The sequence below is a fragment of the Hymenobacter pini genome (assembly GCF_020421205.1).
GTDB classification, from domain to species: Bacteria; Bacteroidota; Bacteroidia; order Cytophagales; family Hymenobacteraceae; genus Hymenobacter; species Hymenobacter pini.
Genome location: NZ_JAIZZH010000001.1, coordinates 1,306,159 through 1,333,026, shown reverse-complemented (window position 1 = coordinate 1,333,026; position 26,868 = coordinate 1,306,159). Strand labels below are relative to the sequence as shown.

General features: G+C 61.0%; 21 protein-coding genes. 16 read left to right on the top strand and 5 right to left on the bottom strand.

All coding sequences use genetic code 11. From position 1 onward, the window contains the following. Nucleotides 1-344: 344 nt before the first annotated feature. Nucleotides 345-578: a pentapeptide repeat-containing protein gene (locus LF252_RS23125; protein WP_226268716.1), complete on the bottom strand. Its 234-nt coding sequence runs from the start codon at nt 576-578 to the stop codon at nt 345-347. Between the two features lie 296 nt (nt 579-874). Between LF252_RS23125 and LF252_RS05590 the strand changes: the two genes are divergently transcribed. The 5 genes from LF252_RS05590 (at nt 875) to LF252_RS05570 (ending at nt 10,660) form a co-directional block, all read left to right on the top strand. Next, entirely contained in the window at nt 875-4,369 is a 3,495-nt protein-coding gene (locus tag LF252_RS05590) for a methylmalonyl-CoA mutase family protein (protein WP_226268566.1), read from the top strand. Nucleotides 4,370-4,386: 17 nt separating this feature from the next. Then, nucleotides 4,387-4,923 carry a hypothetical protein gene (locus LF252_RS05585; RefSeq protein WP_226268565.1) on the top strand — a complete coding sequence of 179 codons (537 nt, stop codon included), beginning with the start codon at nt 4,387-4,389 and terminating at the stop codon, nt 4,921-4,923. 89 nt (nt 4,924-5,012) lie between these two features. Beyond that, on the top strand, nt 5,013-5,792 hold the full coding sequence (locus tag LF252_RS05580; protein WP_226268564.1) for a hypothetical protein: 780 nt from the start codon (nt 5,013-5,015) through the stop codon (nt 5,790-5,792). A gap of 625 nt (nt 5,793-6,417) precedes the next feature. After that, entirely contained in the window at nt 6,418-8,235 is a 1,818-nt protein-coding gene (locus tag LF252_RS05575; protein WP_226268563.1) for a peptidoglycan D,D-transpeptidase FtsI family protein, read from the top strand. Nucleotides 8,236-8,320: 85 nt separating this feature from the next. Further along, a complete protein-coding gene (locus tag LF252_RS05570; RefSeq protein WP_226268562.1) occupies nt 8,321-10,660 on the top strand; it encodes an amylo-alpha-1,6-glucosidase in 2,340 nt (779 codons plus the stop codon). Nucleotides 10,661-10,801: 141 nt separating this feature from the next. Here the strand turns inward: LF252_RS05570 and LF252_RS05565 are convergent, their stop codons facing one another. After that, on the bottom strand, nt 10,802-11,251 hold the full coding sequence (locus LF252_RS05565) for a DUF305 domain-containing protein (protein WP_226268560.1): 450 nt from the start codon (nt 11,249-11,251) through the stop codon (nt 10,802-10,804). Between the two features lie 95 nt (nt 11,252-11,346). Next, nucleotides 11,347-12,228, bottom strand: a complete 882-nt coding sequence (locus tag LF252_RS05560) for a DoxX family protein (protein WP_226268558.1) — start codon at nt 12,226-12,228, stop codon at nt 11,347-11,349. Nucleotides 12,229-12,437: 209 nt separating this feature from the next. Here LF252_RS05560 and LF252_RS05555 point away from each other — a divergent pair, with 209 nt between their 5' ends. Beyond that, on the top strand, nt 12,438-13,313 hold the full coding sequence (locus tag LF252_RS05555; RefSeq protein WP_226268556.1) for an aldo/keto reductase: 876 nt from the start codon (nt 12,438-12,440) through the stop codon (nt 13,311-13,313). A gap of 135 nt (nt 13,314-13,448) precedes the next feature. On the opposite strand, the gene LF252_RS05550 is transcribed toward LF252_RS05555, so the two are convergent. Further along, the gene (locus tag LF252_RS05550; protein ID WP_226268547.1) at nt 13,449-13,943 is read right to left on the bottom strand and encodes a hypothetical protein; all 495 of its coding nucleotides are present in this window, start codon (nt 13,941-13,943) and stop codon (nt 13,449-13,451) included. A 153-nt stretch (nt 13,944-14,096) separates the two neighbouring features. On the opposite strand from LF252_RS05550, the gene LF252_RS05545 reads away from it, so the two are divergent. The 9 genes from LF252_RS05545 (at nt 14,097) to LF252_RS05505 (ending at nt 24,088) form a co-directional block, all read left to right on the top strand. After that, nucleotides 14,097-15,059 carry an alpha/beta hydrolase gene (locus LF252_RS05545; protein WP_226268545.1) on the top strand — a complete coding sequence of 321 codons (963 nt, stop codon included), beginning with the start codon at nt 14,097-14,099 and terminating at the stop codon, nt 15,057-15,059. 157 nt (nt 15,060-15,216) lie between these two features. Next, nucleotides 15,217-16,326, top strand: coding sequence for an OmpA family protein (locus LF252_RS05540; protein ID WP_226268544.1), 1,110 nt, complete (start codon nt 15,217-15,219; stop codon nt 16,324-16,326). Nucleotides 16,327-16,577: 251 nt separating this feature from the next. Next, nucleotides 16,578-17,348: an isocitrate lyase/PEP mutase family protein gene (locus LF252_RS05535; protein ID WP_226268542.1), complete on the top strand. Its 771-nt coding sequence runs from the start codon at nt 16,578-16,580 to the stop codon at nt 17,346-17,348. Between the two features lie 10 nt (nt 17,349-17,358). Then, nucleotides 17,359-18,432 (top strand): bifunctional transcriptional activator/DNA repair enzyme AdaA, encoded by a 1,074-nt coding sequence (locus tag LF252_RS05530; protein ID WP_226268540.1) that lies wholly within the window; start codon nt 17,359-17,361, stop codon nt 18,430-18,432. A gap of 79 nt (nt 18,433-18,511) precedes the next feature. Further along, on the top strand, nt 18,512-18,649 hold the full coding sequence (locus tag LF252_RS05525) for a hypothetical protein (RefSeq protein ID WP_226268538.1): 138 nt from the start codon (nt 18,512-18,514) through the stop codon (nt 18,647-18,649). 263 nt (nt 18,650-18,912) lie between these two features. Further along, nucleotides 18,913-19,539, top strand: a complete 627-nt coding sequence (locus LF252_RS05520; RefSeq protein WP_226268536.1) for an FKBP-type peptidyl-prolyl cis-trans isomerase N-terminal domain-containing protein — start codon at nt 18,913-18,915, stop codon at nt 19,537-19,539. Nucleotides 19,540-19,692: 153 nt separating this feature from the next. Beyond that, nucleotides 19,693-20,259, top strand: a complete 567-nt coding sequence (locus tag LF252_RS05515) for a hypothetical protein (protein WP_226268534.1) — start codon at nt 19,693-19,695, stop codon at nt 20,257-20,259. A 137-nt stretch (nt 20,260-20,396) separates the two neighbouring features. After that, entirely contained in the window at nt 20,397-22,331 is a 1,935-nt protein-coding gene (locus LF252_RS05510; RefSeq protein ID WP_226268532.1) for a KUP/HAK/KT family potassium transporter, read from the top strand. A 182-nt stretch (nt 22,332-22,513) separates the two neighbouring features. Beyond that, nucleotides 22,514-24,088 (top strand): S8 family peptidase, encoded by a 1,575-nt coding sequence (locus LF252_RS05505; protein ID WP_226268530.1) that lies wholly within the window; start codon nt 22,514-22,516, stop codon nt 24,086-24,088. Between the two features lie 100 nt (nt 24,089-24,188). Here LF252_RS05505 and LF252_RS05500 read toward each other — a convergent pair whose 3' ends face one another. After that, nucleotides 24,189-25,994, bottom strand: coding sequence for a M61 family metallopeptidase (locus LF252_RS05500; protein WP_226268528.1), 1,806 nt, complete (start codon nt 25,992-25,994; stop codon nt 24,189-24,191). Nucleotides 25,995-26,238: 244 nt separating this feature from the next. Between LF252_RS05500 and LF252_RS05495 the strand changes: the two genes are divergently transcribed. Beyond that, complete coding sequence (locus LF252_RS05495) at nt 26,239-26,790, top strand: C40 family peptidase (RefSeq protein ID WP_226268526.1); 552 nt, start codon at nt 26,239-26,241, stop codon at nt 26,788-26,790. Nucleotides 26,791-26,868 lie beyond the last annotated feature (78 nt).

Here is a 26,868-nt window from a genome sequence, read left to right as displayed (position 1 = left end):
ACGCACCAACCCGACGGCTTGCAGCCGCCGGACCGGAACGCCCCTTGTCAGCTGGTCAGCAGCCATTGTGAACGGGTCTGATACTGTTGTGAGTAAGTCACTACGCCTTGTCACTAGGTCAACCCTCAATGTCACCAGGTCAGCAGCTCTTGTCACCCCGCCAGTGTTCATTGCCACTAGGTCAGATGCTCTTGCCACCCGGTCAGTGCCCGTTGTCACCTAGTCAGCAGCTCTTGCCACCTCGTCACAGGGCGTTGCCACTGGGTAACGAGGCATTGCCACCCCGCCACCGTCCCTTGCCGCCTCGGCAGCAGCTAATGACATTTAGGAAAACGAGTAGGGTTTCAAGTAAAGAAATGAAAGGTGTCGAAATCTTCCTGCCCAGCTTCTTGTCCATAGCATGAGTTATTGCTGAAGACAAACCTGTCGACAAGTGCGTACTTAAAACGAGTGCTTTCGACAGTGCAACCAGTTATAACAGCTCTCGTCAGGGTAGCATATCTGAAGTCTGCTGTTTTCAAGCAACACTCAATAAATTGACAACTGGATAAGTCAGCACCGACGAACAGCACTTCCATCCAGCAGCGCCTAAAGACAGCTCCGCTGAGCACGACATTACTAAAATCATCTTCAGTATTCAGTTCTATAGACTCGAAGTGGCGTTGGCCGTTACGGTAGGCCTCCAACAGTTGGCCTTTTGAAATTATATCGTCCATGTAGATATCATTCAGGCCGGAGCATTTGAATTGTTGCCAGCAAGCCACTGACAAGTATTAAAGATAGGGCACTTCCACATAAAGCCCCGCGCCTCCCTCGCCGGGGCTTTTTTCGTACTTTCGCTACCCGAAAAACCACCCACGTAGTTCTCTCTACCATGCACCCAGCTCCCGTAGCGCCCTATAAACCCCAGAACCACGTCCGCATCGTCACGGCGGCGGCGCTGTTCGACGGCCACGACGCGGCCATCAACATCATGCGCCGCATCATCCAGAGCAGCGGCGCCGAGGTCATTCACCTTGGCCACAACCGCTCGGTGCAGGAAATCGTGGACTGCGCCATCCAGGAAGACGCCCAGGCCATTGCCATTACCAGCTACCAGGGCGGCCACAACGAGTTCTTCAAGTACATGCACGACCTGCTGCAGGAGCGCGGCGCGGGTCACATCAAAATCTTCGGCGGCGGCGGCGGCGTCATCCTGCCCTCCGAAATCGAGGAGCTGCAGGGCTACGGCATCACCCGCATCTATAGCCCCGACGACGGCCGCGCCATGGGCCTGCAGGGCATGATCAACGACCTGCTCGAAAAGGCCGACTTCCCCACCGGCAAAAACCTCAACGGCGAAGCCGGCCACGTCAAGGAAAAAGACGCCCGCTCCCTGGGCCGCCTCATCTCGGCCGCCGAAAACTTCCCCGAGGAGTTTGAGCGCGTGAAGGCTTCGTTGCTCGCTGATCGTTTTTCGTTTTTCGAGGGCGGCCGCCAGCAGACGGCCGAAGCCGGCACCACCCCGAACAACGAAAAACAAAAAACGAAAAACGAACACGCCCCCATCCTGGGCATCACCGGCACCGGCGGCGCGGGCAAATCCTCGCTCGTGGACGAGCTGGTGCGCCGCTTCCTGCTCGACTTCCCCGACAAGACCATTGCCATCATTTCGGTCGACCCCTCCAAGCGCAAGACCGGCGGGGCCCTGCTCGGGGACCGGATCCGGATGAACGCCATCAACAACCCGCGCGTGTACATGCGCAGCCTGGCCACCCGCCAGAGCAACCTCGCCCTGAGCCGCTACGTGCAGGACGCGGTGGACGTGGTGCGCGCCGCCGATTTCGACCTGATCATCCTCGAAACCTCCGGCATCGGGCAGAGCGACACCGAAATCATCGAGCACTCCGACGCCAGCCTGTACGTGATGACGCCCGAGTACGGGGCGGCCACCCAGCTGGAGAAAATCGACATGCTCGACTTCGCTGACGTCATTGCGCTCAACAAATTCGACAAGCGCGGTGCCCAGGACGCGTTGCGCGACGTACGCAAGCAGTACCAGCGCAACCACCAGCTCTGGGACCGGCCGCTGGACGAGCTGCCCGTCTACGGCACCATCGCCTCGCAGTTCAACGACCCGGGCATGAACCGCCTGTACCGGGCCGTGCTCAGCACCATCGAGCAGAAAACCGGTACGCCCTTCCACTCCACCCTGGAGACGACGGAGGCGCAGAGCGAGAAGGTGTATATCATTCCGCCCCACCGCACGCGTTACCTCTCCGAAATCACCGAAACCATCCGCCAATATGACCAGTGGGTCGATAAACAAGCCGAAACCGCTCAGCAGCTCTACGGACTCCGCCAAAGCCTTGACGCCGTCCGGAGCCTTGGCGCCGCAAACGGAGCCGGGGGGAGCAGCCGCGACGGACTCCAGCCCGATCAGCTCGCAACCGGCCTGGAGAAAACCTTCGAGGAAATCAAGCTCCGGCTGGACGGGCAAAACTGGAAACTCCTGGAAACCTGGCCGCAAAAGGTAGCCGCCTACAAAGCCCCGGAGTTCGTGTTCAAGGTGCGCGACAAGGAAATCCGCATCAAGACGCACTCCGAAACCCTCTCCCACCTGCAAGTGCCCAAGGTGGCCACCCCGCGCTACGAAGCCTGGGGCGACCTGCTGAAGTGGATGCTGCAGGAAAACGTGCCCGGCGAGTTTCCCTACACCGCCGGCGTGTTCCCCTTCAAGCGCGAGGGCGAAGACCCCACCCGCATGTTCGCCGGCGAAGGCGGCCCGGAGCGCACCAACCGCCGCTTCCACTACGTGTCGGCCGGCCTGCCCGCCAAGCGCCTGAGCACCGCGTTTGACTCCGTGACGCTCTACGGCGAAGACCCCGACCACCGCCCCGACATCTACGGCAAAATCGGCAACAGCGGCGTGAGCATCTGCTGCCTCGACGACGCCAAGAAGCTCTACTCCGGCTTCAACCTCGCCGACCCGGTCACCTCGGTGTCGATGACCATCAACGGGCCCGCCGCCCAGCTGGCCGCCTTCTTCATGAACGCGGCCATTGACCAGCAGTGCGAGCTGTACATCAAGGAGCACGGTTTGGAAGCCGAGGTCAACCAGAAAATCGACGCCATCTACCGGGAGCTGGGCCAGGAGCGCCCGCGCTACCAGGGCCAGCTACCCGAGGGCAACGACGGCCTGGGCCTCATGCTGCTCGGCGTGACCGGCGACCAGGTGCTGCCCGCCGAGGTGTACCAGCCCATCAAGGCCCGCACGCTCTCGCAGGTGCGCGGCACCGTGCAGGCCGACATCCTGAAGGAAGACCAGGCCCAGAACACCTGCATCTTCAGCACGGAATTCTCACTGCGCCTCATGGGCGACGTGCAGCAGTACTTCATCACCAACAAGGTGCGGAACTTCTACTCCGTGTCGATTTCGGGCTACCACATTGCCGAAGCCGGGGCCAACCCCATCACCCAGCTGGCCCTCACGCTCTCGAACGGCTTCACCTTCGTAGAATATTACGTGAGCCGGGGCATGGACGTGAACGACTTCGCGCCCAACCTCTCCTTCTTCTTCTCCAACGGCATGGACCCCGAGTACGCCGTGATGGGCCGCGTGGCGCGCCGCATCTGGGCCAAGGCCATGAAGCTGAAGTACGGGGCCAACGCCCGCTCGCAGATGCTGAAGTACCACATCCAGACCTCGGGCCGCTCCCTGCACGCCCAGGAAATCGACTTCAACGACATCCGCACCACCCTGCAGGCGCTGTACGCCATCTACGACAACTGCAACTCCCTGCACACCAACGCCTACGACGAGGCCATTACCACGCCCACCGAGGAATCGGTGCGCCGGGCCATGGCCATTCAGCTCATCATCAACCGGGAGCTGGGCGAGGCCAAAAACGAAAACCCGCTGCAGGGCTCCTTCATCATCGAGGAAATGACCGACCTGGTGGAGGAAGCCGTGATGCTGGAGTTTGACCGCATCACCGAGCGCGGCGGCGTGCTGGGCGCCATGGAAACCATGTACCAGCGTGGCAAAATCCAGGAGGAAAGCCTCTACTACGAGATGCAGAAGCACACCGGCGAGCTGCCCATCATCGGGGTGAACACCTTCCTCTCCTCCAAAGGCTCGCCCACGGTGCAGCCCGCCGAGGTTATCCGCGCCACCGAGGAGGAAAAGCAGTACCAGATCAGCATGCTCCAGCGCCTGCACGCCCGCAACCACTCCACAGCCGACGCCGCCCTGAAGCGCCTGCAGCAGGTGGCCGTGCAAAACGGCAACCTCTTCGAGGAACTGATGGAAACGGTCAAGTCCTGCTCCCTCGGCCAGATTACCAACGCCCTGTTCGAAGTAGGCGGTCAGTACCGGCGGAATATGTAATTGCTGATTGCATCAAAATGGCGCTGCACAACAAATCATTCTTCAGCAACCTTAACCTGGAAACCGCCGGTTTTCCATCTTGGGATTCCATATCCGACGAAGAATGGAAAAACGTGCTTAGCAATTATGTATTCAAAATTGCTGACAGTTTTGCTTTTGACAGCGTTTTTAAAAAAGCAGATTTATTCCCAGATGGATTAAATTATTTTGCTGACTGGGAGCTTAATATTATTGGCTTGTCTGAAGCCGATGGTGATATAGTTTGTAAATTTCAGCTCAATGACAATTGTCGGGCTAAGCTCTTAGAATATGAGTTTGCAGTTCATCATTTTGAAAGCAAGAAATTTCTCAACTATTACGAATTCGACTGCACCTACTTTTTCAGTGGTGAACGATTAATTGCAACATATATCAATCATGAAAGTGAGATAATGTTTCTCGACTTGAATGATGATGAAGCATCACTGATTGAAACCTTAGAGCCGCATATAAAACGTTCTTTTGTCGATTCTGCTGTTTTCATAGCTGCTGTAAAAGCAAGTAGAGCTTCTTGAATTAAGGTATATTATAGCTGATGCAACATCCTACATTCCCCATCTGGCGCGCGTTAGGCTAGGCTTGACTCGCGCTACTATGGGCAGCTTTGGATGAAATGGAAACGGGTGCTACCTTGCGAGAGGTAGCACCCGTTTTTATGGAATTATTTCGTCAATTGGTTTTGCTGATTCTTTTGCTGGCTCCTTTTATAGGCATAGCACAGGAAAGAAAATTACATATACCTCTGAATCAGCGAGGCGACACAACCTTCTGGTACAAATATCAGAGTGAGCTAGCACAACAATTATCACTCATTGCTTTACCTAAATCCACGCATAAATTTCATTTCCGGCTATGGATGGACAGACAAGCCATTGAGATATGGCAAGAGTCTACAGGCAGCTTTCAAGGGCAATTAGTTTCATGGGCTAAGGAGCACTCACCTGAAGGGGAAGAACCAACAAATAGAATAGCAGTGCGTGCTGTCCCTTTTGACACAGTCACTACCAGAAAACTATATCATTTAATTATCACTAGCAGCATTCAGGACTTGCCTGACCAAGAGCAAATCAAAGAATGGCGTCAAGGTTTTGATGGCATAGAGTACATTATTGAGACAGTTGATAGTAACGAGTATTATCTAAAAACCTATTGGACTCCTACCGCGCAGGGCAGTCTTGAAGAGGCCATTATGGTGAACCGGTTTGTTCAAGATGCTTCAATGCTGGCTCGCGCCCAAGACGAATGGAAATCATTTACCGCAACTATTCCTTACGAGTGCTACATGAATAGCAGCATGACTATAGCATGTAGAATACTTTCGTCAGCTGATAAAAGGCGCTTGAAGAAGGCGCGAGAGAATTATCGTAAAAGCCAGAGGAAATAATCTTCTTGTCTCATACCATAACTCGGTGCCCGTCAGCTAGAAGCGCCAGCCTCCCAAAGCCGCCGCAGCGGCCAGCCGGTACCGCGCCGCGCGGAGTCGGCCGGGCGGCGCTTTCTTGTAGGGTGTCGCTGGCTGTAGAGACGCAACCTTGCGTCTCAATCGTTGCTGATGTTGTGTACCTTGAACGAACTCCGGCGTCTTCGTTCAACGACGAGACGCAAGGTTGCGTCACTACAACCGCACCTGGCCACCTCACCGCTGCGTTGCTCTCCCAACTCACGCCCCAATTGTTCAAACGTACGTCCCGATTCTCCCAAGCTTAGCCTCAGTCTTCCAAAGCCCGGCCCCAGTCCTCCAAAGCATAGCCCCAACCATCCAAAGCTTGGACTCAGCCCCTCAAACCCTAGTCCCACCTCCCCAAAGCCTAGCCCCAACATCCCAAAGCCTCGCTCCAATTCTTCAAATCTTCGCCTCACCTCTTCCAGTCGTTTTGTAGAGTGCCAGAGGCCGGGTAAGGAGCAAACCTACCGGGCAATACCGGTCCCTGGCCCGATTCGGACCGCCAGGAGGGTCCGTTCACCGAGAGCCGCGCCGCCGAAGCTTGGCAATTGGCTAGCTTTACCCCATGCGCACGGCTCTTAACAGGTGGAAAGACGGTCTGCTGGCACTGCTGGCCGGACTGGCCGCCTGCTCCTCCCCCGATCAGTCAACCCAGCTGCCCCCGGCCCAGGATGTGCGGGTGCGCTACCAGGCCCGCCGCGTGGTCCTGCCCGACGTGCCCCAGCGCGGCCGCATTCTGGATAGGCACGACTCGGTACTGGTGGATACCCGGCCGCAGTTTCTGCTGAAGCTGCCCAACCGGCTAGATACCCTGAAGCTGGGTGAGCTGCTGGGCTGGGACTCTACCACCGTCCGCCAGCGTATTCGGGAGGCCGTGCCGGCGTATCGGCTGGGCTCCGGCTACCCCGTGCAGCTGCGCCTGACGGTGGCCGAAGCCGAGCGGGTGCGCCGCGACAGTAGCCAAACCGTGCCTCGCCTGACCCTGACGGAGCGCCCGCGCCGCACCTATACTACCCCGGCCGGGGCCCCGGTGCTGGGCTACACCTACGCCGAGGCCCAACCCTTCCTGGGCCAGGCCCGGCGCACTCAGCGCGGCCGCTTCTACCGCCTGCGCAACGGTGGGGTGGAGAGCTACTATAATGGGCTGCTGGCCGGGCACCGGGGCTACCTGCACCCGTTAGTGGATAAGCAGGGCCGGCAGCACGGCAGCTGGACAAAAGACACCCTATTTCAGCAGGGCCAGGACCTGCACCTCACCATCGACGTGAAGCTGCAGAGCTACGCCGAAAAGCTACTGGGCAACCGCAAAGGCTACCTGGTGGCCCTGGACCCGCGCACCGGCGAAATCCTGGCCTACGTATCAGCCCCGGTATACCCGGCCAGCACCATCACCGCCCCCGACCAAGCCGGGGTAAGGGCCGAGCTGCTGGACCACGAGGACCTGCCCTTGCTCAACCGTCCGGCCACGCTGGCCAACCCGCCGGGCTCGGTGTTCAAGTTGGTGAATGCCGCCGTGGCCTTGCAGCTGGGTGCCATTACGCCGGCCAGCGCGTATCCCTGCAACCAGGAGCTGGTGAGCTGCGTGCACCACCACCGCCCGGCCCGCACCCTCACCGCCGGCCTCAAGTACAGCTGCAACCCCTACTTCTACCAGGTGATGCAAAGCCTGATCGACTGCGTGCCTGACTCTTTGGCCGGAGATACCGTGGCGGCCCGCCACGCCAACCTGGCCCAGTGGCGGCGCTACGTCCGTTCGTTTGGGTTTGCTACTACGCTGGGGGTAGACGTTCCGCGCGAGGCGCCCGGCTTCCTGCCCACGCCCGCGTACTACGACAAAGCCCGCCGCACCCGGGGCTGGACCTACCGCTCCATCTACTCACTCAGTATCGGGCAGGGCGAAATCAACCTGACGGGCCTGCAGATGGCCAACATGGCGGCCATTATTGCCAATCGGGGCTGGTACTACCCGCCCCATTTGGTGCGCGGTATCGGCAAGGGCGGCCCCCTCTCCCGCTTCACCGAAAAGCACCACACGCTGGTGGATAGCGTGCATTTTGCGGCCCTGGTACCCGGTATGGTGGCCGTCATGCAGCGCGGCGGCACCGCCGACGCCTCCAGCCTGGCCGACGTGGGCATTACCGTAGCCGGCAAAACCGGCACCGTACAAAACGACGAGGGCGACGACCACGCAGCTTTCGTAGGCTTTGCCCCGGCCGACAACCCCAAAATTGCCGTGGCGGTGTACCTGGAAAACGCCGGCTTCGGGGCCACCGCCGCCGCACCCTGCGCCGTGATGGTGATGGAGAAATACCTGCGCGGCTACATTGCCCCCAAGCGTAAGCATTGGGAGCGGCGCATTATAAGCCGGGCAAGGCGGGAGTAATCACAAAACACGGTTAACGGAGAAGGGGTAGTTGGCTCGGCGCGTGTGTTTGAGCACGTACCTTTACCGTCCTAGCCGATTGCCTATGTCTTCCTTCCTGGTTCGCCGGGCCGCGCCGCTGCTCTTGGTGGCCGTCGCCGCCTGCACCGCTGGCCGCCCCGGCCGCCCCACTGCCATGTCCCGTCCCTCGGCCCCCGATTTGCTGGCGCAGATGCGCATGGTGGTGCCCCGCGCGGCCAACCGCCCGGTGTCGTTTACCAACAAAGCCGCCGCCTATTATTTCACCCAGACGCACCGCACCGACCACCCCGAGTGGAGTTGGTTTGAGGGCCTGAACGTAGCCAAAAACCGCGTGTTCGGCGGCTACGAGCTGTGGGTGGACGGCCAGCCCCTCGACAACGCCGCCGCCACCGAAGTGGCCGTGTACCCGCACCAGCTGCAGCGCCGGTACGCCGGCGGCGCGGTGGAAACCCTGTGGCTGCTGGATGAGCGCAATGTGCTGGCCGTGGACCTCGACCAGACCCACAACGCGCCCCTCGCCCTGCACCTGAAGGGCGACAACGTGAATTTCCTGCGCCAGCAGGCCGACGTGGCGTTCTTCTCGGCGCGGGAGGGCAACTTCCTGCTGGCCGTGGCCCCGCGCCAAACCGGGCAGGCGCTGACGGTACAGAACCAACGCGCCCAGACTACCGGCGGCACCGGCTTTCTGGTGGCGGTGGGCAAGGATGAGGCGGAGGCTACGGCCCTGATTCGGGAGGCGCAGCAGCGGGGCGAGGAGCTGAAGCAGGCCCGCCGCAAGCGCATGGGCGAGTACCTGCGCGGCCCCGTGTACCTATACAGCCCCAACGACTCGCTGACTCGGGCCCTGCGCTGGCTGCACGCCACCACCGACCAGCTCATCACCCACCAGCAGGGCGAGGGCATTTACGCCGGGCTGCCGTGGTTCAACGAGTACTGGGGCCGCGACGAGTTCATCTCCCTGCCCGGCACGGCCCTGGTGACGGGGCAGTTCGGGCCCGCCCGGCGCATCCTGCTGTCGTTTGCCCAGTACCAGCAGCTCGACCCCACCTCGCGCTACTACGGGCGGGTGCCCAACATCGTCAACCCCAGCAACATCGACTACCACACCACCGATGGCACCCCGCGCTTCGTGCTGGGGCTGCAGGACTACGTGCGCTACTCCGGCGACACCTCCCTGGTGCGGCAGCTCTACCCCAACGTGCGGGCCAGCATTGAGGGGGCGCTGAAGTACTGGACCGACAACAAAGGCTACCTGCTGCACGAGGACAACGAAACCTGGATGGATGCCCGTGATCAGAACCTGGTGGCCTACACGCCCCGCGGCACCCGCGCCAACGACATTCAGGCCCTGTGGGTGGAGCAGCTGCGAGCCGGTGCGGCATTTGCGGCATTACTGCACGACGCCGGCCGCCAGCAGCAGTGGCAGCAGCTGGCCGACCGGGTGCAGGCCCACTTCGCCCGCGACTACGCCCCCGACGCCCAACACCCCTACCTGGCCGACCGCCTCGACGCCCATAACCGCCCCGACTTCACCCTGCGCCCCAACCAGCTCTACGCCCTCGACCTGGTGCCCGATGCGGCCCTGCGCCGCCAAGTGGTGCGCCAGTGCTGGCAGGAGCTGGTGTACCCCTGGGGCGTGGCCTCGCTCAACCGACAAGACCCGGCTTTCCACCCCTACCACCTCGCCCCCGGCGTGTACCACAAGGATGCGGCCTACCACCGCGGAGCCGTGTGGCTCTGGAACAACGGCATTGCCATGCAGCGCATGCTGGAGGCCGGGCAGTCGGCCACGGCCTGGCAGCTGTTTGAGAATATGAACCGCCAGGCCCTGACCCGCGGCGTGGTGGGCGGCCTGAGCGAAAACATGGACGCCTACCCGCACCCCGGCGAAGCCTGGCCCCGCCTCACCGGCACCTACCTGCAGGCCTGGTCCAACGCCGAGCAGCTGCGCGTGTGGTACCAGTACTTCCTCGGCATCCGCCCCAACCTGGGCACCGGCCGCCTCACGCTGGCCCCGCGCCTACCCCAGGTCTGCCCGGCCCTCAGCTACACCGTGCGCCTCGGCGCAGGCCAGCTGGATGCCCAATACCAGCCCGGCGCCACCGCCGCCCACAGCTACACCCTGCACGGCTTCAGCACCACCGCCGTGGTGGACGTAGCGCCCTTCCCCACCCAAGAAGTGCAGCTGCCCGATGGGGCCACGCTGCACCTACGCCAGTCGGCCCGGGAGCTGCGGGTGCAGGTGCAGGATACCCAGGGCCGCCCCCTCGCTACCCACACCCTACTGCCCAACGCGGCCCGCCAGGCCCTACAACAGCAGAACGATGCCGCCCTGGCCGGTGTGCCCTTCGCTCAGCCCTTCGACCTCAGCCGCCACCCCGTGATGCAGGCGGGCAAGAAGTAGCCTAAGCGGGATTCAATGGTAGGCGAAGGGGATATGAGCATTGGGACCAGCGCATCCGTTGGCGGGCCGGGTTAAATCAGTAGGTGCTGAATTGAGATGCCCACCCACGCAGCCATGTTGCTTTTGCGTACCGGCCCCCTGCTATTTCAGGCGTTTCAGCATTTGCTTCATCTGAGCAATTTCGCGACGCTGGGCCTGAATGATGTCATGGGCCAGACGACGCACTTCGGGGTCTTGCAGGCTGGCCCGCTCACTGGTGAGAATGGCAATGGAGTGGTGCGGAATCATGGCTTGTACCCAGCGCCGGTCGTTCACGAAAGTCTGCGTCCGCATCAAAGCAAACGTACCCGCAAACACCCCTAGACAGCCCGCGGCAATCAGCAGGTTTTGGCGCTGATTGGTATACATGTGCCGCATGAACAGAAGCATAATCAGGGCCATGGGTGCCACCATCAGCACCGTCATGTAGAAGCGCATCAGGCTCGGGTACACATCGCCCAGCTCGTAGGTATTGAGGTACATGACCACGTACATCACTACGAACGACACGGCGAGCATGAGAAAGAAACGGCGGTAAGGATTTGGGTGCATGAGTGCTGAGGGGAGTAAGGACGTGACAGAATCGTGTAACGCCCACCCTCACTGCGAGGTTGTGCACCTACTTTCCTTAGCCTGGTTTCTGAAACCTAAGGCCGTACGTTGAACCGGGCCCTGTACACGGTGGTGTCGCCGGGGCCGAATTCGATGCGGCGGTTATCGGCTCCGGCCAGCTCAAACTCGCCATTAAGAGTGAATTTGACTTCGGTGATGAGATAACCGGTATACGTAGTCACAACGGCCCGGTACAGGCTGCTGTCGGAGTTGGCGGGCGTGAGGGCCAGGTCCTGCTCCCAACTCAGGGGTTTGTCGCGGCCGCGCAGGCCCACCTGCCGCACCGGGCCGTGGCCACTCACGTCGAGCAGGTACACCACCGTTTTATCGTGGGCGGGCTGTACGCAGCCGGGGAGCAGCAGCGCCAGCACGGGCAGCAGCGCCAGGGCCGCGGCGGGGCGCAATGGGGCCGCAGCCGGGGCGGCCGGGCGGCGGCTGAGCCAGCGGGTCAATAGGTAATCGAGCCCGAAGCGGCCCGAGCCGAGTACCAGCGCCATCAGGCTCACCCACAGGAAACCGGCGGCGGGCAGCGTGTTCCACATGCCCTGCGGCAGCTGCTGCATGAAAATGGCTACCAGCATGGTGCAGCTGATGAGGAAGGCCGACACGCGGGTGCCCAGCCCGGCCAGCAGCAGCAGGCCGCCTACGGCTTCGCTGAAGGCCCCCATCCAGGCAAAGAAGCCGGGCAGCACGGCGAAGATGCCACCATACGCGGCCACGTCCTGCGGAAACCAGAAGGCCACCTCAAACAGGCCCAGGTTGTTGTCGGGCGGTGACCAGGGCAGGCCGAACTTGGCCGCCCCAAACTCGGCGGTGAGCAGGTAGCCGCACACTGCGCGGGGCAGCAGCAACAGGGCATCTTGCCACCAATGGGGCAGCATAATCGGTTCGAAAAGCGGACGTAGGATGCGGAGCATGGCGGCGAAGGCTGAGGGTGAATGAAAAAAACGTGTCGGGCTTATCCGGGCCGAAGCAGCCGGGAACTGAGCCAAAGCACGGCAACTCCCCGCCTTCCGGTGCGCCAATTCATATATTGACACTCCGGCTGGGCTGATGTAGGACGTTTTTCGCGCATTTGCGCCGGTCAGGGCCTGGCTCGATACTCTTCCTCCTCATCCTTTCGTCTATGACGTCCACCATCACCATTGCCCCGCACTCCGCGCACCCGCTTACCGTGGCGCGGCTGGGCTACGGCACCATGCGGCTCACCGGGCCCGATATCTGGGGTGAGCCGGCCAACCGCCCCGAGGCCCTGCAGATTCTGCGCGAAGCTGTGGAAGCGGGCGTTACCTTCCTCGACACGGCTGATTATTACGGCGAGGATGTGACTAACCGCCTCATTCGGGAAGCGCTGCACCCTTATCCGGCCGGCTTGGTTATCTGCACCAAAGTGGGGGCCACCCGCCGCCCCGATAAAAGCTGGGTGCCTTTCAACCGCCCGGAGCAGTTGCGCCAAAGCATCGAGAACAACCTACGCACCCTGCGTCAGGAGCAGATTCAGCTGGTGCACCTGCGGCTGATGGGTACGGGCCCAGTACCGCTGGCCGAGCAGCTGGGCGCCATGCTGGACCTGCAGCGGGAAGGCAAAATCCTGCACCTGGGTTTGAGCAACGTAACGCGGGCCGAGCTGGAAGAAGGGCTGCGGCTTGCCCCCATTGCCACCGTTGAGAATATGTACAGCTACGCGCAGCGCACCACCCTACAGCATGCCCACGGCAGCAACCCCGGCGGCGAGGAAGTACTAGACCTCTGCGAGCAGCACCAGCTACCACTAATTCCGTTCTTCTCCCTGCTGCACGCCCTGCCCCAGCAGTCGGACCGGATTGCCGAAGTAGCTCGCCGCCACCAGGCAACGCCCGCCCAGGTCAATATTGCCTGGTTGCTGCACAAGTCACCCTGTATACTTCCCATTCCGGGCACCTCCCGGCTGGCCCACCTGCGCGAGAATATGGCCGCAGCCAGCATTCGGTTGAGTGAGGAGGATATGGCATTTCTGGGGTAGTGCTCACTCTCACATAGCAGCTAATTCATAAGAAAGCCGCCGTCCTGGCATGCAGGAGCGGCGGCTTTCGTGTGTTGGGTGGATTGGCAGCGAGTTCGGGCCCCGATGACGTGGTGCCAGAAGCCGACCAATTCTTTACTTGCCCGCGGCGGGTGTTGCAGCCGGGTGGCGACGCGCCTCTTCTTTCTGATAGAAGGCTAGCTCCTGCCGGTAAGGCGCGTAGTTCCAGTCGGGGCGGGCAGTAGCGGCGGTACGGGCGGCCGTGGTGAGGACCGTTAGTTGGTCTGAGCTCAGGACAGAGGTCGTAGAATCGGCCAACAAAGCCTGGTGGCGTTCCTCCAACAGGGCTTCCAGAGCCTGAATTTCGGGGCCGCCTTTGCCTTTGAAGGTTTCGGGGGCGGTACGCTTGCGCTGAATACTCTCGCCCCGGTAAGTGAATAGCGTAACCCCGCGGCCCAGCACTGGAGTTTCGGTAGTGCCGGCCGCCTGCTGGGCCGCCTTATTCTTTTTCTGGCGGGAAGCCAGCGTGGCAGCCGCCGTGGCGGCGCGAGTTGCATTCATAATCAGGCTAATTTGGGCCTGGGCCTGCTGGATAGTTAGGGCCGCTGTAAGAGTAATGATATACTTCATGTGGGAGAGTATGGTAGAAAACGAGGGGCGCAAGCTACACAGGAATCAGCGCCTGGCCGAATCATTCGGCAGCTTGTGTAGCTTTCGGCTGCCTCCTGTTTCTTAACCCGCCGTATGCCGCGCTTTAGTCCTCTTTTTGCATTTCTAACCCCATTGCTGCTCGTCGGCGGCCTACTGCTGGTGACTCCCGCCTATTCCCAGCAGTCCACCCTGCCGCGTGACACCTCGTTTACCACGTATAGCGCCTTCCTCAAGGTCCGCAAGCAGCACCCCAATAGCAGCATTGCCCGGCCGCCGGTGCCCACCACCATCCGCAGCCAGACTAATATTCCCTACTGCGAAGCCTCGGGCCGGCCGCTGCTGCTGGATGTGTTCTACCCCCAAAGCCACCGGCGGCGACCCCACCCGGCGGTACTGCTGGTACACGGCGGCGGCTGGCGCTCCGGCAACCGGAGCCAGCACCACGCCATGGCCCAGCAACTAGCGGCTCAGGGCTTTGTAGCGGCCACGGCCGAATACCGGCTCAGCCCCGAAGTGCCCTATCCGGCTGCAGTGCAGGACTTGAAGACTGCCTTGCGCTGGCTGCGGGCCCATGCGCGCACCTACAGCCTCGATACCATGAGAGTAGCTGTGTGGGGATTCTCGGCGGGTGGACAGCTGGCGGCCCTGATAGGCACTACCAACGCCGACCCGCGCTACGAGGCCGGCTCCTGTTACCGTACGTACTCCAGCCAGGTGCAGGCTATTGTGGATGTAGATGGTATTCTGGCCTTTACGCACCCGGAGTCGGGAGAGGGAGATGATAGCAAGGGGCTTTCGGCGGCCACCCAATGGCTGGGCAGCAGCCGGGCTACCAACCCCGCGCTGTGGCAGCAGGCTTCGGCTCTCAGCCATGTTGGCCCGGGCACGCCCCCCATTCTCTTCATCAACAGCGGAGTAGCCCGGATGCATGCTGGCCGCGACGATGTGCGTCAGCAGCTCACGGCCCTGGGCATTTATTCTGAGGTCCATACTTTCCCCGAGGCTCCGCACCCGTTCCCGCTGTTCAACCCCTGGTTTGCGCCCACGCTGGAGTACACCGTGCAGTTTCTGCGCCGCGTATTCGGGCAGCCCTGAACCACACCAGGCCCGCTTGCGTGCAACCTCATCTCCGGCCGATATTTCAGCCTGAAATGATAGTTATTCAGCGGAGCCTGCCACCCGGGGCCCATTGGATGGCTCATGCTGCTGACCTTGCCTCGGGACCGGGGTGGGTTCTGATGTAATTATGGCTATGAAAAACGTCGTTGCCTCGCTGCTATTTATTGCTTTCACCGCTTCAGGCGGGCAGGCGCAGTCCTTATCGGGAGTGTGGCAGGGAGTGGAAACTGATACCGGCGACCGGGACGGGTATTGGCCGGCTTTGTTGCGGGTGCAGCAGAGCAAATCGGGCGGCGTACTGGGCGTGTTGTACCAGGAGGTGGGCGAGGCCCCGCAGGTCAGCGTTACGTTTCAGGTTCGGGCAACCCGTACGGCAGCTGGCCTGCAGTTGGAGCACGTGCGCAAACTCCAGGAAACCGGCCGCAGCCCCTTTAGCTACTGGTGCGACGGCGCCATTACATTCACCTACGATGCCGCCCAGGAAAAGCTAACTGGCCAGGCCACTTACCGCCCCGTGGGCGACTGTGACCATGGCACGTTTGTACTGTACCGGGTAAAGCTGAAATCAGCCCCCACGGTACCCGCGGCTACTGAAACCACTATCCGCGTATCGGGCCGCAATGTGTTATGGTACGCCGATGCGGAGTTGAAGCAGCCCGTGGCTACCGGCAACACCTACCGCACCAAGCTCAGCCAGACCACCACCTTTTACCTGACTCAAGGCTTCTACCCCACCCGCGAAAGCGCCGTGGTGCCCATTACTATTCAGGTTACTGCTGCCAGCCCCGGGCGGCAGTCAGCGGCCATTGAGCCACTTCCGCGGCCAGCTGTTGCCACGTTGCCCCCGGCACTTGCCCTGCCCAATCTGCCGGCTACGCTACCCACTACTGCTGCCACGGCCCCCGTAGTATCGGAGCGCCTGGTGGTACTGCCTACCGTATTGTTTAAACTGGGCACTCCGGAGCTGCTGCCCGAAGGCCGCCCGGCCCTGAACCAACTGGCCGCCGAACTGCTGTCCCGACCTACCTTACGGATTCTGATTGCCGGCCACACCGATAAAATTGGCGAGCCCCAGAAAAACCAGGTGCTTAGCGAGCAACGGGCCGAGGCTGTAAAGAGCTTCCTGGTGAAAAGCGGCGTAGCTGCCGACCGCATTAGCACCGTGGGCTACGGCGACGCCCGCCCACTTCATCCCTCACCTGACGCCCGCAACCGCCGCGTAGAGGTGCAGCAGGTGCAGTAGTTGCGTTGGCAGTTATGGAAAACGGACGCAGTCGGCATCAGCACTGTATGCGGTTTCCAGTTTTACTAATTAAGTGATGTAGTTGATCAGCGAGTTTTTACGCATTCTTATGCAACTCCTGCTGCATAAGAATGCGGGGGCATTTTGATACCTGTGCTAAGAAAAAAAATAGGTGTTCATTTTCCGGTTGCGACAGCACGGCGGGTGGGGCGAGGTTTGTGCTTAGTTCTACCCCAAGCTGACAACCCGATATGACCGACACCTTTCTCCGATTCCACGCCCTGCACCACCAGGCCGAGCCCTTACTGCTGCCCAACGCCTGGGATGCCCGTAGCGCCGCAGCCTGCACGGTGGCCGGTTTTGCGGCCGTGGGTACTTCCAGCGCCGCCATGGCCGATATGCTGGGCTACTCCGATGGTGAGCAGCTGCCTTTTGCTACCCTGCTCTACCTGGTGAGCCGCATGCGCACCGCCACTCCTCTGCCCCTGACGGTGGATTTTGAAGGTGGGTACAGTCGCTCGCCCCAACAGGTGGCAGAACACCTGCACGCCCTGCTGCAACTGGGTGTAGTCGGCATCAACCTAGAGGACTCTGTAGTGGAAACCGGTCAGCGCCGTATGCGCCCCCTGGGTGATATGGTGGCCCTAATGGAGTATTTGCGTCACTACTGCGCCGAGCATGAACTGGCCGTGTTCATCAACCTGCGCACCGATACGTACTTGCTGCCCGGCAAACCGCCGCTACCCGAAACGCTGACCCGGGCCGCCGCTTACGCTGCTGCCGGGGCCGATGGGCTATTCGTGCCCGGCCTCACAGACCTGACGGATATCCGAACCCTACACCAGGGCACGCCGCTTCCCCTCAACGTAATGGCCCTACCCCAGCTGCCGCCCCTGGCCGACCTGGCCACTGTTGGCATACGCCGCGTGAGCATGGGCAATTTCCTGTACGAAGCAGCCTCGCCCCACTCTTTGGCCCAGCATGTGGCCCGTACCCGTAGCCTTACTCCACTGTTTGCCTGAACTTTGCCCCATGCTCCCTCCCTTGCCACCCAGCCCCGAGTGCTACCATGCGTTGGTAGCCCGCAACCCCGAGTATGAAGGCCGGTTCATTGCGGCCGTGCGTACCACGGGTATTTTCTGCCGGCCTACCTGCCGGGCCCGCAAGCCCAAGGCTGAAAACGTGGAGTTCTTCGCCACTACCCGCGAGGCCCTGGTGCACGGCTACCGCCCCTGCAAGGTGTGTGCCCCCCTGGCTGCTACCGGCCCCGATGCGCCTGCCTTCGTAGCGCAGCTGCTCGCGCAGCTCTCGGCCGACCCCGCTACCCGCATCCGCGACGCCCACCTGCGGGCCCAGGGCCTGGAGCCGGCCACCGTGCGCCGCTGGTTCTTGCTCACCCACGCCCTCACCTTCCAAGCTTACCAGCGCCTGTACCGGCTCAATACCGCCTTCAAACAGCTTCAAACCGGTACCCCGGTTACGGATGCCGCCTTTGGTAGCGGCTACGAGTCGCTGAGCGGGTTTCAGGAGTCATTCCGAACGTTGTTTGGCGCTGCGCCCAGCCACAGCCGCCAGCAGCAGGTAATCGACCTTACCCGGCTAGATACGCCATTGGGGCCTATGTTGGCCGCCGCTACCACCGAAGGAGTATGCTTGCTGGAGTTCACCGACCGCCGAGGGCTTGAAACCGAGTTGCAGGAGCTGAGCCGCCGCCTGCAGGCCCCCGTAATCCAGGGCGACAACATGCATTTTCACAAGTTGCGCACCCAATTAACCGAATACTTTGCCGGTCAGCGGCAAGAATTCTCGGTACCGCTGCACATGCCCGGCTCGGTTTTTCAGCAGCAGGTGTGGCAGGAGCTGCAGCGCATCCCTTTCGGCCACACCCGCAGCTACGGACAGCAGGCCGCCGCTTTGCAGCGCCCCCAGGCGGTTAGGGCGGTAGCCGCGGCCAATGGCCAGAACCGGATAGCTATTCTCATTCCCTGCCACCGCGTGATTGGGGCCGATGGCCGGCTTACGGGCTACGCCGGCGGTCTGTGGCGCAAGCAACGCCTGCTGGAGCTGGAAAACCCACGCGTGGACCTATTTACAGATAAAAAATGATGCTTGCATAACATTTTATTGCCAACTGCGTAGTACCTTTGCAGTCAACAAACTGACTACCATCATTCTAGCATATACCATGAAAAAGACCACTGCTGCCGTTTCTTCGCTGCTGGTTTTGGGCGGCCTGGGCTCCTTGAGCTTCTTGGCTGCGCAAGTCCGCGACCTGAACCTGTTTTTCGATCTGCGCGACGAAGAGGAAATGCATTTCTGCTAGGCGGCCCACCGGTTCGTTTTTCCTGCTGCACCCCACCCATCCGGTGGGGTGCAGTGCTTTTTAGCATCTACAAACTCTCGTTCAAAATCAGGGCATTACCGATGGGCCGCAAAAAAAACCATATCCATTCGCGGCGGTTTTCGGTACTTCACAGCGGCAGCCGGTAGTCGGCTGTGCAAAATTCTCCCTCACCCGCTGCCGGGCTGGGGTACCTTTCTCTCTAGGGTTACCCAAATAGTTCCAGCAGCTTTATTCAGTGGTTTATGAACCTGACCGGCTTGAAAGAGCAAATCAGCTACATCATTGGGCGCGACATGGCCCGCAACTTTGCCCAGCAGGGTCTTGATCTGGACATCGACGTATTCGCCCAGAGCATGAAAGAGGCCCTGACCGGCGAGCCGAGCCGCCTCACGCCCGAACAGATGCAAAGCGCCATGCAGCAGCTGCAGCAGCAAATGGAAGCGCACGAGGAATCCAACCAAGACCCCAACGCCATGAACAACAACAAAGCAGAAGGTGAAGCCTTCCTGCAAGAGAATGCCAAGAAACCGGGCGTAACCACCCTGCCCAGCGGCCTGCAATACGAGGTGCTGACGGAAGGCACTGGCCCCAAGCCCGGCCCGTCCTCGTCGGTTACCACCCACTACCACGGCACGCTCATCAATGGCAACGTATTCGATTCGTCGTACCAGCGCGGCCAGCCCGCCACCTTCGGCGTAAACCAGGTAATTGCTGGCTGGACGGAAGCCCTGCAGCTGATGCCCGAGGGCTCGAAGTGGCGCCTGTACATCCCCTCCGATCTGGCTTACGGCAAGCGTGGCGCCGGCCGTGACATCGGCCCCGATTCCGCCCTCATCTTTGATGTGGAGCTGCTGAAAGTAAACCGATAGCCCAAGCTAAATCATCTGGTACAATGTATTTAAATTCAATGCATTACACCAAGTGATTTAAACTTCAACTAAATGAAAGCCCCGCTGCCACCCGTGCGCCTCGTGCCTCCTCAATGGGCACGAACCACTACTGGCCGCGGGGCTTTTATATCTATGGATTCTTTCCCCCCCTCTGACTCTGCCGAGCCCGCTAGCCACCCAGTCAACGGGCAGCCTTACGGCCCGGAGCTAATACCAGCTCCATTGCCGCCTGCGCCACCCGAAGTTTTCCCTACCCTCCGCAGCGAAGACAGCCGAGTGGTGCTCACCAGCGACGCGCTGGAGCTGAACGGCCAGGTGTATGGCTGGCGCGAGCTTGAGGGGGTAGACGTTCGGCCGGTGCGCTGGCTGTTGGGGGTGCTGCTGGGCGTGTTTCTGCTCGGGGCTTTTTTGCTGGCATATTTGCAGTTCTGGCTTCGCACGGTACCGGCTGCGGTGGGCATTGCCGGGTCGTTGGGGTTGCTGGCCTGGGGGGCCCGGGGCACCAACCGGTGGCGCTTGTACCGGCCCGGGCGGGAGCCGCTCCACGTGGCCCTAGCCGGCCCCATTACCAGTTGGACGCGCCTGGCGCAGGAAGCCAACTACCGCATCCGGCGGCGCCACGATGAAGCGGCCGCCGAAGCGGCCTACGCGCTGGCCCTAGCCGACTGGCGCGCGCAGCAGGCGGCTTCCTCCTGGTAGCAATAGTTTTGTCCGGGTTCCGGTTAGCCGTTTCCGGCTGTGTTGCGTACGGGCAGCTAGCACCGGCATTCCGGTTGAACTGCTACCTTTGGCCCCGCTTGTAAAAAACCGGCTATTCTCTCACTAGTACTCCTCCCATGGACGCCAAACATCAGCACACCGCCATATCTACGGCTGGCTTGCTCATTGCTCTCGGCATTATCTACGGCGACATCGGCACCTCGCCGCTGTACGTAATGAAGGCCATTGTGCCGGGCAACATCGACCCGCGGCTTGTGTACGGGGGTATTTCCTGCGTATTCTGGACGCTCACCCTGCAAACTACCATCAAGTATGTGCTGCTGACCCTAAACGCCGATAACAACGGCGAGGGTGGTATTTTCTCGCTCTATGCTTTGGTGCGGCGGCGGGGCGGCTGGCTGTCGGCGGTGGCTATTATTGGGGGCTCGGCCCTGCTGGCCGACGGCGTAATTACGCCGCCCATTTCAGTTTCCTCAGCTATTGAAGGGCTGGAAGCCGTGTACCCCGGCCTGCCTACCGAGTGGATTGTAATTGCCATTCTGATTGGGCTGTTTCTGCTGCAAAGCTTTGGTACTCAGATTGTGGGCAAGGCGTTTGGGCCAATCATGTTCCTGTGGTTTTCGATGTTGGCCGTGCTGGGCGGCTCCTGGATTCTGAAGCACCCGGAGATTCTGAAGGCCCTCAGCCCCCACTACGCCTACGATTTGCTGGTAAACTACCCCCGCGGCTTCTGGCTGCTGGGTGCCGTGTTCCTGTGTACCACCGGGGCTGAGGCTCTGTACTCCGACCTGGGTCACTGCGGTAAGGGCAACATCCGCATCAGCTGGATTTTTGTAAAAACCTGCTTGGTGCTGAACTACCTGGGCCAGGGTGCCTGGTTGCTTTCGGAGCAGGGCAAGACGCTGGCCGGCCGCAACCCGTTCTATGAGTTGATGCCGCAGTGGTTTCTGCTCATCGGTATCGGCATTGCTACTATTGCCGCCATCATTGCCTCGCAGGCGCTCATCACTGGTTCATTTACGCTGGTAGCCGAGGCCATCCGCTTGAACATGTGGCCCAAAGTGCGCCTCAACTACCCCACCGACGTGAAGGGCCAGCTGTACGTGCCCAGCATGAACCGGCTACTGCTGCTGGGTTGCATTGCGGTGGTGCTGTACTTTAAGGAGTCGAGCAAGATGGAAGCGGCGTACGGCCTGGCCATCACCGTGACGATGCTCATGACTACGCTGCTGCTCACCATGTGGCTGCGCAGCAAGCGGGCTCCTATGGCGGTTATCGTGCTGTTTGTGCTGGTGTACGGGGCTATTGAGGGCTCGTTCCTAGTAGCCAACCTAGTGAAATTCCCCGAGGGTGGCTGGGTATCGGTAGCTATTAGCCTGTGCCTCATTGCGGTGATGTACGTGTGGCTGCGGGCCTTCTACATCAAGCGCCGTCTCACGGAGTTCGTCAAAATTGAGCCCTACATTGAGGCCCTCAAGGAGCTCAGCAACGACGAAACCGTTTCCAAATACGCCACCCACCTGGTGTTTATGTCGTCGGCTGAGCGGCAGTCGGAAATCGAGTCGAAGATCATCTACTCCATCTTCCAGAAGCGCCCTAAGCGCGCCGACATCTACTGGTTTGTGCACGTGGATACAACCGACGAGCCGTACACCATGGAATACAAAGTGACGGAGCTGGCCAAGGACGACGTGTTCCGCATCACCTTCCGCCTGGGCTTCCGGGTGGAGCAGCGCATCAACCTGTACTTCCGCAAAGTGGTGGAGGATCTGGTGCGCAACAAGGAAGTGGACATTACCTCCCGCTACGAATCACTCAGCAAGCAGCACGTAACCGGCGACTTCCGCTTCGTGGTATTGGAGAAGTTCCTGTCGGTAGAAAACGAATTCCCGATGGTGGAGAGACTGGTGATGCAGGCCTACTTCTACATCAAGCAGTTCATTGCTTCCGAAGACAAATACTTTGGGCTGGATACCAGCTCGGTGAAGGTGGAGAAAGTACCGCTGGTACTTACCCCCGTGCGCGACGTGGCCCTGAAACGCATTCCGTAAGGCGGCACCTGCTCCTGAACATTCACGCCCCCTGGCCGCCCGGCCGGGGGGCGTGTTGCGTTTTGGTGGGGTCTAGCTGGTACTAGGTAGTCGGCAAGCCGAACATAATTCTACACCATTCAACCGACTAATATTCAGTTTATTGAATACCTGATCTTTTCCCAACCAAAACCCACCATACTATGCGTTTTTTACCCCTGGCCACTACGGCAGGGCTGGCTCTGGCGTTAGTCGGCTGTCAGCCCAACACCTCCGAGCAGCTGCCCACGCCCCAGCCTGAGCCCACCACGGCCCTCACACCCCAGCAGCTCGACGAGCAGATTTACAGCACCCTGCGCCAAACCGGGCAGTTTGATTGGAACGCCGCCCCCGCCCACACCGTGTGGAGCGCCCTGCAGCAGTCCGACTTTGTGCTGTCGGTGGGCTACCGGCCGGCAACCGTGCGGGCTACGGCCCCATTGCCCGAGGATGCCCGCCTCAGCCCCGAGTGGCAGCAGACCCGCGCCGCGGTACTGGCCCTGATTCTGCGCGAGGAGCAGGCTGCCCACCCCGAGCTGACGGCCGAGAAACTGCAGGTGTACGAGGCTAACGCTCTACCGGTGCTTACCGTGACGGTGCGCGAGCTGAGCACCATTAAGGCGCTGCGGGCCTCTGGGCTGGTGCGCTACGCCGAGCCCATCGGCTATGAGCCCCACCGCCAGACGGCCAACCGGCCAGCGTCTACGCTCAGCAGCAGCGGCTGCGGCAGCAACGTGGCCACTGCGGGCCTGGCAGCCGGCTCCGACTATACGGTACTCAGCAACGGCAGCAAATCGTCGTGGAATCAGGCCGACGTGTACCATGGCATCCGGGCGGCTTGGAGCCAGAGCACCGGCCAAGGTACCAAGGTGCTCATCATCGATACGGGCGCGTCGGACGGGCAGGAAAACCTGGGCTCGGCCTTCAATCAGGGCCTGAGTACCGGCCGCACCATCGAGCGGCTCGTGACGCTGCCCCGCAACACCATCTTCGGCATTCCCTACGGCAGCTACGAAACGCCCAACGATGGCTGCGGCCACGGTACCGGCATGGCCGGGGCCTGCGCCGCACCCCGCGGCACCGACGGAGCCAGCGTGGGCGTGGCCTACAACGCCAACCTGATTACGGTGCGCGCCGCCGAGGACGTGTTTCTGGATGCCAGCCGCGAAGTGCAGGGCGTAACGGACGCCTACCTACTGGCGGCTAACCGCTCCGACGTGCGCATCATCAGCATGAGCATGGGCCGGCTCACCTCGTCGTCGCAGATGACCGACGCCATCCGCTACGCATACGGCAAGGGCAAGTTGATTTTCTGCGCCGCCGGCACCTCCTTCGACTGGTCGGCGGGCTTTGTAGGCGTTATTTACCCGGCCTCTTTAGCAGAGGCAGTAGCCGTTACCGGCATGAAAGATAACCTCACTGCGCCCACACGCTGCGACGAGTGCCACGTGGGCACCGACGTGGAGTTTACGGTGGTAATGCAGCGTAGCAGCAACAACCTGCGTCCCCTCACCCTGGCCATGACCGGCGACGCACCCAGCACCATCGGCGGCTCGTCGGTGGCTACGGCCAGCATGGCCGGCATGGCCGCCGTAGTCTGGTCGAAATATCCCACTGAAACCCGCGCCCAGATTATGAGCCGCCTGGTAGCCGCCAGCTCCAACCGCGCCGCCCGCGACGCCAACTTCGGCTGGGGCCGCGTAAACCTGGCCTCGGCCGTGGGGGCCTTGGTGAACTAGGAACTAAGTCTATACAATAGAGAAAAGCGAGACTTCCGTTCCGAAGCCCAGTCGGGTTCCAGAACGGAAGTCTCGCTTCTTGCTTCTAGTCGTCTCAGATCTAGTTTTTCACCGGCAGCCATTTGGCCAGCACCGTTTGCTGCTCGGCGGTGGGGTTGGCCTGGCGCTCGATGCGGTAGCGGCGCATCACGGAAGCCTGCAGCGGGAAGCTGATTTCCTTGATCTGACCGTCACGGTTCACTAGGAATTTTACTTCCGAGCCCACGGCCCGGCCGGCCAGCAGCTTGTTAGGGTCGTCGGTTACGCGGGTGCCGTCGATGCTCAGGATTTCGTCGCCCACGCTCAGGCCGCCCTGCCAGGCGCTGCCGTCGCGCAGTACGCTGCTCACGGTTTGCTTGCCCCCGGCGGGGCTGATGCTGGCGCCCAAGCTGGCGTCGGACGCCGCAGGGCCGGTTACGGTCAGCTTCAGGCCGGCGTAGCCCAGGGCCTGCTCGTAGGGCAGGGTTTCGGTGCCGTACACGTAGCGACGGAAGAAGTCATCGAAGCGGCGGCCGGCCACTTTAGCCACGGCATCCTGGTATTCCTGGTCGGTGAAGCCGCGGCCCTGCTTCACGTAGTACTGGTCGTAGAGGTAGCGCATCACGTCGTCGAGGCGCTTCTGGCCCCTGGTTTCGTTGATGACCATCAGGTCGAGCACCGCCCCGATTACCTCGCCCTTGTCGTAGTAGCTGATGCCGGTGTTCGAGGAGTTTTCGTTGGGGCGGTAGTACTTGATCCAGGCGTCAAAGCTCGATTCGGCGGCCGACTGCTGCTTGTTGCCGGGCGTGTTTTCCACCCGCGAAATGCCGTTGCTCAGGTCGCCCAGGTACTCGTCGGGGCTCAGGAAACCGGCCCGCTGGGTAATCAGGTTCGAGAAGTATTCGGTACCCCCTTCGCTTACCCACAGCATGTGGGTGTAGTTTTCCTGGTCGTAGTCAAACGGTCCCAGGGCCACCGGCCGAATGCGCTTCACGTTCCAGAGGTGGAAGTACTCGTGGGCCACCAGCCCGAGGAAGCCTTTCCAGCCAGCTTCTGAGGAATACGCGTTGCGCGACACCGACAAGGTGGTGGAAAACAGGTGCTCCAAGCCGCCGGTGCCCCGGTCAATGTTGTGCACGATGAATACGTAGCGGTCCAGCGGGTTGCGGCCTACTACTTTATGCGCTTCCTCGCACACGCGCTGCATGTCGCGGGTGAGGCGCTGCTCATCCACCTTCGGGTCGCCGAACATAGCTACCGTGTGGGGCGTGCCGTTGGCCGTGAAGGTGTAGAGTTTCTGGTTACCGATTTCAATGGGTGAGTCGGCCAGCTCGTCGTAGCTGCTGGAAGTGTAAGTAAAGGTGCCTCCGGCGGGCTTCAGGCTGGTGCTTACCTGGCTCCAGCCCTGGGCGGGCTTCACTTCCACGGTGCTGGGCAGCATTTTGCTGTCGGCGGGGTACATGAACACGCTGGTGCCGTTCACGTAGCCGTGGGCCGCGTCGATGAAGCTGGTGCGTACGCTCAGTTCGAAAGCGTACACGCGGTAGTGCACCCGGAAGTTTTTGGCCCCGGAGTGGTACACCCGCCAAGTGTTCTTCGAAATCTTCTCAGTGCGCAGCTTTTGCGCGCCAGCCGAGGCTTCAAATCCTTCCACGTTCTTCGAAAACTCGCGTACCAGGTACGAGCCAGGGGCCCACACGGGCATTTTCACGTCGGTGTAGGCTTTGCTGAAGCCGTCGAGCTGCATATCCACCTCGAAATAGTGGGTTTGCGGGGCAGGCATCGACAGGGTGTAGCGGATGGCGGGAGCCGCTGAGGCGGCGCTGGCCGTGCTCAGCAGGCCACCCAGGGCAGCTAGCGTCAGGTAGCGGGCAGAAATCAGGCGCATGAACGGGAAGGGAGATGAGAGGGTAAACTGGTGCGGCGGTTGCCACCACCGAGTCGCCAAAGAACGGGGAAAACCGTGGAAGGCTGCAACCCTGGCCGCAAAATTGCCATTATGCCTCCTCGCGATACTCCTACATCACCCTATTGTGTCTATGGTACTTTCTTCATCATCAGCTTTAGGTTTTACCCAACCTATGCCGGGGCCGGCCCGTTACGGGAGCAGCTCAACTGTGAATTGTACCCGTATGCGTCTTGTCTGGCTGGTTTTTCTAGGGTTGGTTGCTGGGCTGCTTGGCTGGGCTAGCTACGCGCGCCTGCACTCCTCTCCCACCCATCCGGAAACGCAGGCTCCGCTACCGGCCCGCAAAACGGCCTACGTCATCAGCAACGCTGCCTCACCCCGTGCTGATAGCATTGTGGCTTTTGCCATGCGCCAGTTGGGCACCAACTACTGCTACGCTGGCAGCACGCCCGAAACCGGCTTCGACTGCTCAGGCTTTGTGAACTACGTGTTTGCCCGCTATAAAGTACCGGTACCGCATTCCACGGCGCTACTCATTGATACTGGCCGGCCCGTGCCCCGCCAGCAGGCCCGCCCCGGCGATATTGTAGTGTTCACGGGCACGGCTCAAACCTCCACCACGCCCGGCCACGCCGGCATCGTGCTCAGCCAGCCCGGCGAGCCGCTGCGCTTCATCCACTCCTCCTCGGCCCGCCACGAGTCAGGCGTTAAAATCAGCCAGGTAGAGGGCTCTGATTACGAGCGGCGCTTCATGCAGGTGCGGCGGGTATTGTAACTGCTCTAAACGCAATGATGCCCGGTTGCCTATGCAGACCTCCAAGTTGAGGGTGCTGGGCGACCGGGCATCTAATCC